The following is a 3,931-nucleotide window of genomic DNA, read 5'->3' as shown; positions in this document are numbered from 1 at the left end:
ATTAACCAAATCAGTAAAATCTTCGGGATATATAAATATAGGATCAAAATCATCGCCCAAGTTTCCAATAATGGGTAGGTTTTCAACGCCAATCCATATATCAGTCCCTTTTATTTCCTCATCTAGCATATTAAAGAACTCTATAATCCTTTTTCTATTATCTAGAAGATTATAGTTTTGAAATTCCGCGACATTCATGAATTGATTAGCATGCACTGTTATACCTGATGCATTATACTTTATAGCAAGGTTAATAAATTCATATAGTTGCTTTTTAATAAATTCATCATTGAGATAGTCTGCATTATCAGTAGGAAAATGCAGCGTTAACAAGGATGGATTAAGGGTTTGAACAAAAGACAGGACCTCAGAAAACCTTTTTGTATATGAGTTATCAAATAAAGATGTCCCATCAAAAATATTTGCTTCTAATCCATAGCCTTTTTCAACCCATTTTAAGTCAATCTGTTTACTATCTAAACCAAAGAACGGGACCTGTGGTATTAACATATTCTCTTCACCTACCATGTCCCCCTTACTAACATAAATGCCTCAGCCGCTTGGTATCCAGATTTGGCACCCCATACAAATGCGTTATGTCTCATTGCTTCTATAGAGCGTGGATGAGGAAATTCCCTTAACTCAGATTCATAATGTCTCATCGCACTTAATTTCTCCTCCAAATGATCTTCAATATTCACAAAATAATTAGGAAGAAACTTATCTTTTTCATTATAATTCCACTCTGTAGAAGATAAAGTTTCATATGCAAATACCCATTTGATATTAGTATCTGGCAGAGGGCGTGTCGCTGTCATTACTGCTCTGTAAACAACAGTATGATCAATATTTATATCTCCACCATATTGAGTATAAATAATTGTAGGATTTATTTTTTTAATGTGATTTTCAATCTCTTTCACTACATCAAGTAAGGGTAATGTATCAAGACGATTATCAGGGAAATCTAGTCTTGCAAAACTTTTTACACCAAGTGTAGTACATGCCCCCTCTGTTTCTTTATAAGATAAGTTCTTAACCTCTAAATCTAGCTCTTTATATTCTTTAGCTCTAGAAGATTTTCCCTCTGCAAGTATTACAACATGTACATCATCACCTTGTTTCACATGTTTCGCTATTGTTCCACCAACACCAATTATTTCATCATCCGGATGAGCGGCAAATACAAGTACATTCATAAAATTTTAGACTCCTTTAATTAATTTTTCTGTTTCCTTTGGTCCACAATTTAGTAAAATATCTAAAATAGATAAATGTGGTATAAATTCCCCAAATAATTGCTTGTAGGAATAATCCCTTATTCTTTGGTAGATAATTTCTATATTTTCATTCTCAAAATCATTTTCGTCTAAATAATCTTGCCCTAAACTTCCAGAATAATAAGTACTGGCATTAAATTTCTGACACAACTCTAATACAAAATCACTTTTCTTACCTGTAATCCCCTCTAAATCTGATACATAATATAGTTCCGTATCAATGTTTAATTCACGGATAATAAAATGAATAAAATTCATGTTCATATCATTTAAATTAATCCAATCTTCTGAATAAAAATTTTCTAAATAATCCTTATATACATTAAAGTAAGGTGCATTAGAATAATTAATTCTTATTGCTTTCCAATGCTTCCGTTCCCAATCTTGAGTATTGTCTATCTTTAACTTATTAAATGGAATTTCTTTATAATTCTTCATTTGTATTGGAACAGTTAACCAAGACGCTCCTTGTGAAGTTTTAATACGATTCCTATTTAAAAAACCTTTTTTTTCAAATTGTGCTATATCATGAAATACAAACACATCTGATTTATGAATTTTTTCAAAAAAACCATACCAAGGTAAATAACTTGGTTGGTGGCCACTAATAATCATAGTTTAAATCCTTTCTTTTAAACAAAAACATTTTTTCAAAGCTGCCCCCCAGTATATCTTAGGTCTAGCAATCCCTTTATTATGTGAATATCCTAAATCCGCATACTTTAATTTATTATGAATTGCTAATTCAAACGCATCATTTAGTAGTAAATATGAAGATTGTGAATTTTTCCCTTCGGTATTGTTAATGTTAATCCAATAATATAAAACCTTTTTATCCATTATAAAAATGCTGGAACTAATTAATTCTTCTTCTAAGAATGCCCCTAAGAAAAGGATTTTTTCTTGCAAATTAAGAACTAAATGATAAAAAAACTCTCTACTAAATGAATAACTCGCTCCTATACTTGTATTATGTTCTTGATATAATTGGTAAAACTCATCTAATTCCGCTACAGTTATAGGACGAACTTCAACATTCTGTTTACGTGCATACCTAACACTTGTCCTAGCTTTTCCAGAACACGATGTCCATAAATCCTCAAACCTATTTGGTAGATCTAACATATAAGTTTCTTTATAATCCCACTTTTCTTTACTATAACTTTGAAAAGGATTTATCGTTATAGGTAATAAAAGCTTTTGAATTTTATTTTCAAACTTCTTATTTATTATGGATTCATAAACTGAAAAATCTATTTTATCTTGGCCAATTATTATTGGACCTCCATAACCAATTAAACTTCCCAAAAGCCTACCATCCTGTACATACATAGGAGTTAAAACTACTGTATCTCGTGTTTCTATTAGTACTGGGAAAAATTGAACACCAGGTAATAATTCCATTAACTTTCCCCATTCGTAACTATGAAATACAGAACCATTGTATTCTTCCATACAGGCATCCCAATATTGGGCGTCAGTACATATTTCGATTTCCATATAATCACCTTTTAATTCTTATTCTCTAAATATTTCAGAATTTGACTACATATATACTTAAGGTCCTTATTCACTAAAGGATATTTAAAAGGTATTGATAATACCCTTGGCCATAAATAATCTATATTTTCTGACTCAGTTGCGTACTTCGAAAAAATAGGGATCTCACTCAGGGGTAAGTAATTCCAACAAGTTTGTATACCTTTTTCCGCTAAATGTACAGAACACTCATATCTATCAGATGATTCTTTGAATATAATGGTAAAATAGTTTAAATAAACATTCTGAGCTGAAAATATAATCTTAACGCCATACTTTTCTTCAATTTCCTGCAGCATTGTATAACACAGACTAGCGTTGCATATATTTATTTCTAAAATCTTCTTTGTTTTCTGTAGGTGTTTATCAATTAACAATGAACGTACTATAGACATTCTTTTTGGATTTATAACTTCCGTTTTCTCCGGTAAAGAATCTAATTTACTATTATTATAGGAGGGCAGAATCTCTAATTTCCTCCAATAATTAGTAAATAAACTCAGTACTCTACTCTTTTTTATTTTTATAGCCAATTGTGTTTTTAAATGATTCTTATAATCTAAAATTACTTCTTCCTTCTTTTCTTCACCCATGTCACATAATTCACTTATTGTACGATTAAGAAGTAACGCTCCTCCCCCAATACTTGGGATCGGTTTAGTTCCCCCAAAACTTAAAATACCAATGTCGCCTAAACTACCAACTGGCTTTCCATTTTGATAAGAAAACATTGCTTGTGCAGCATCATCGATGATATAAATATTATTTTCTCTAGCCCAGTCAATAATGTCTAAATCGTCATGACATCCATACAAGTGCGTAAGAATAATTGCCTTTGTATTAGCATTCCAATGTTTTTTTATTTTATTAAGAGAAATTGAATGATTAGTGTTTAAATCAATTAATACAGGTTTTGCTCCCACCGTTAATATTGCTTCTATTACATTAGGACAATTAAAGTTTGATAGAATTACTTCATCTCCCTTTGCCACTTTTAAGTACTTTAAACCAACTACTAATGCAGATGTACCGCTATTAGTTAATACAATTTCTGCATCCGGATAAAGAGCTTGAAGACTTTTTTTAAGTTTAGAATCATTAGGTCTATATAC

4 protein-coding genes and 1 pseudogene are annotated in these 3,931 nt (G+C 30.8%); all 5 read right to left on the bottom strand.

Translation table 11 applies throughout. The features are described 5' to 3' along the window. Positions 1 to 510 (bottom strand): annotated as a pseudogene (locus DN403_RS30665) (endonuclease); the annotation flags it as partial. Positions 511 to 521: 11 nt separating this feature from the next. Beyond that, positions 522 to 1,199, bottom strand: a complete 678-nt coding sequence (locus DN403_RS30660) for a PIG-L deacetylase family protein (protein ID WP_001101895.1) — start codon at positions 1,197 to 1,199, stop codon at positions 522 to 524. A gap of 6 nt (positions 1,200 to 1,205) precedes the next feature. Further along, positions 1,206 to 1,895 (bottom strand): WbqC family protein, encoded by a 690-nt coding sequence (locus DN403_RS30655; protein WP_000587149.1) that lies wholly within the window; start codon positions 1,893 to 1,895, stop codon positions 1,206 to 1,208. A 3-nt stretch (positions 1,896 to 1,898) separates the two neighbouring features. Continuing rightward, positions 1,899 to 2,780: a GNAT family N-acetyltransferase gene (locus tag DN403_RS30650; RefSeq protein WP_000401946.1), complete on the bottom strand. Its 882-nt coding sequence runs from the start codon at positions 2,778 to 2,780 to the stop codon at positions 1,899 to 1,901. 11 nt (positions 2,781 to 2,791) lie between these two features. Next, on the bottom strand, positions 2,792 to 3,931 hold a 1,140-nt coding region (locus tag DN403_RS30645), incomplete at its 5' end, for an aminotransferase class V-fold PLP-dependent enzyme (protein WP_149186120.1).

The organism is Bacillus sp. AY2-1 (genome assembly GCF_008368965.1).
Classification (GTDB): domain Bacteria; phylum Bacillota; class Bacilli; order Bacillales; family Bacillaceae_G; genus Bacillus_A; species Bacillus_A thuringiensis_S.
The sequence above is the reverse complement of the archived record's forward strand: the minus strand, read 5'-3'. Positions and strand labels throughout refer to the sequence as shown.

Bases quoted from the DNA above. Each gene is read 5' to 3' on its own strand.
- DN403_RS30650 (WP_000401946.1), bottom strand. From the start codon at position 2,780: ATGGAAATCGAAATATGTACTGACGCCCAATATTGGGATGCCTGTATG.
- DN403_RS30660 (WP_001101895.1), bottom strand. From the start codon at position 1,199: ATGAATGTACTTGTATTTGCCGCTCATCCGGATGATGAAATAATTGGT.
- DN403_RS30655 (WP_000587149.1), bottom strand. From the start codon at position 1,895: ATGATTATTAGTGGCCACCAACCAAGTTATTTACCTTGGTATGGTTTT.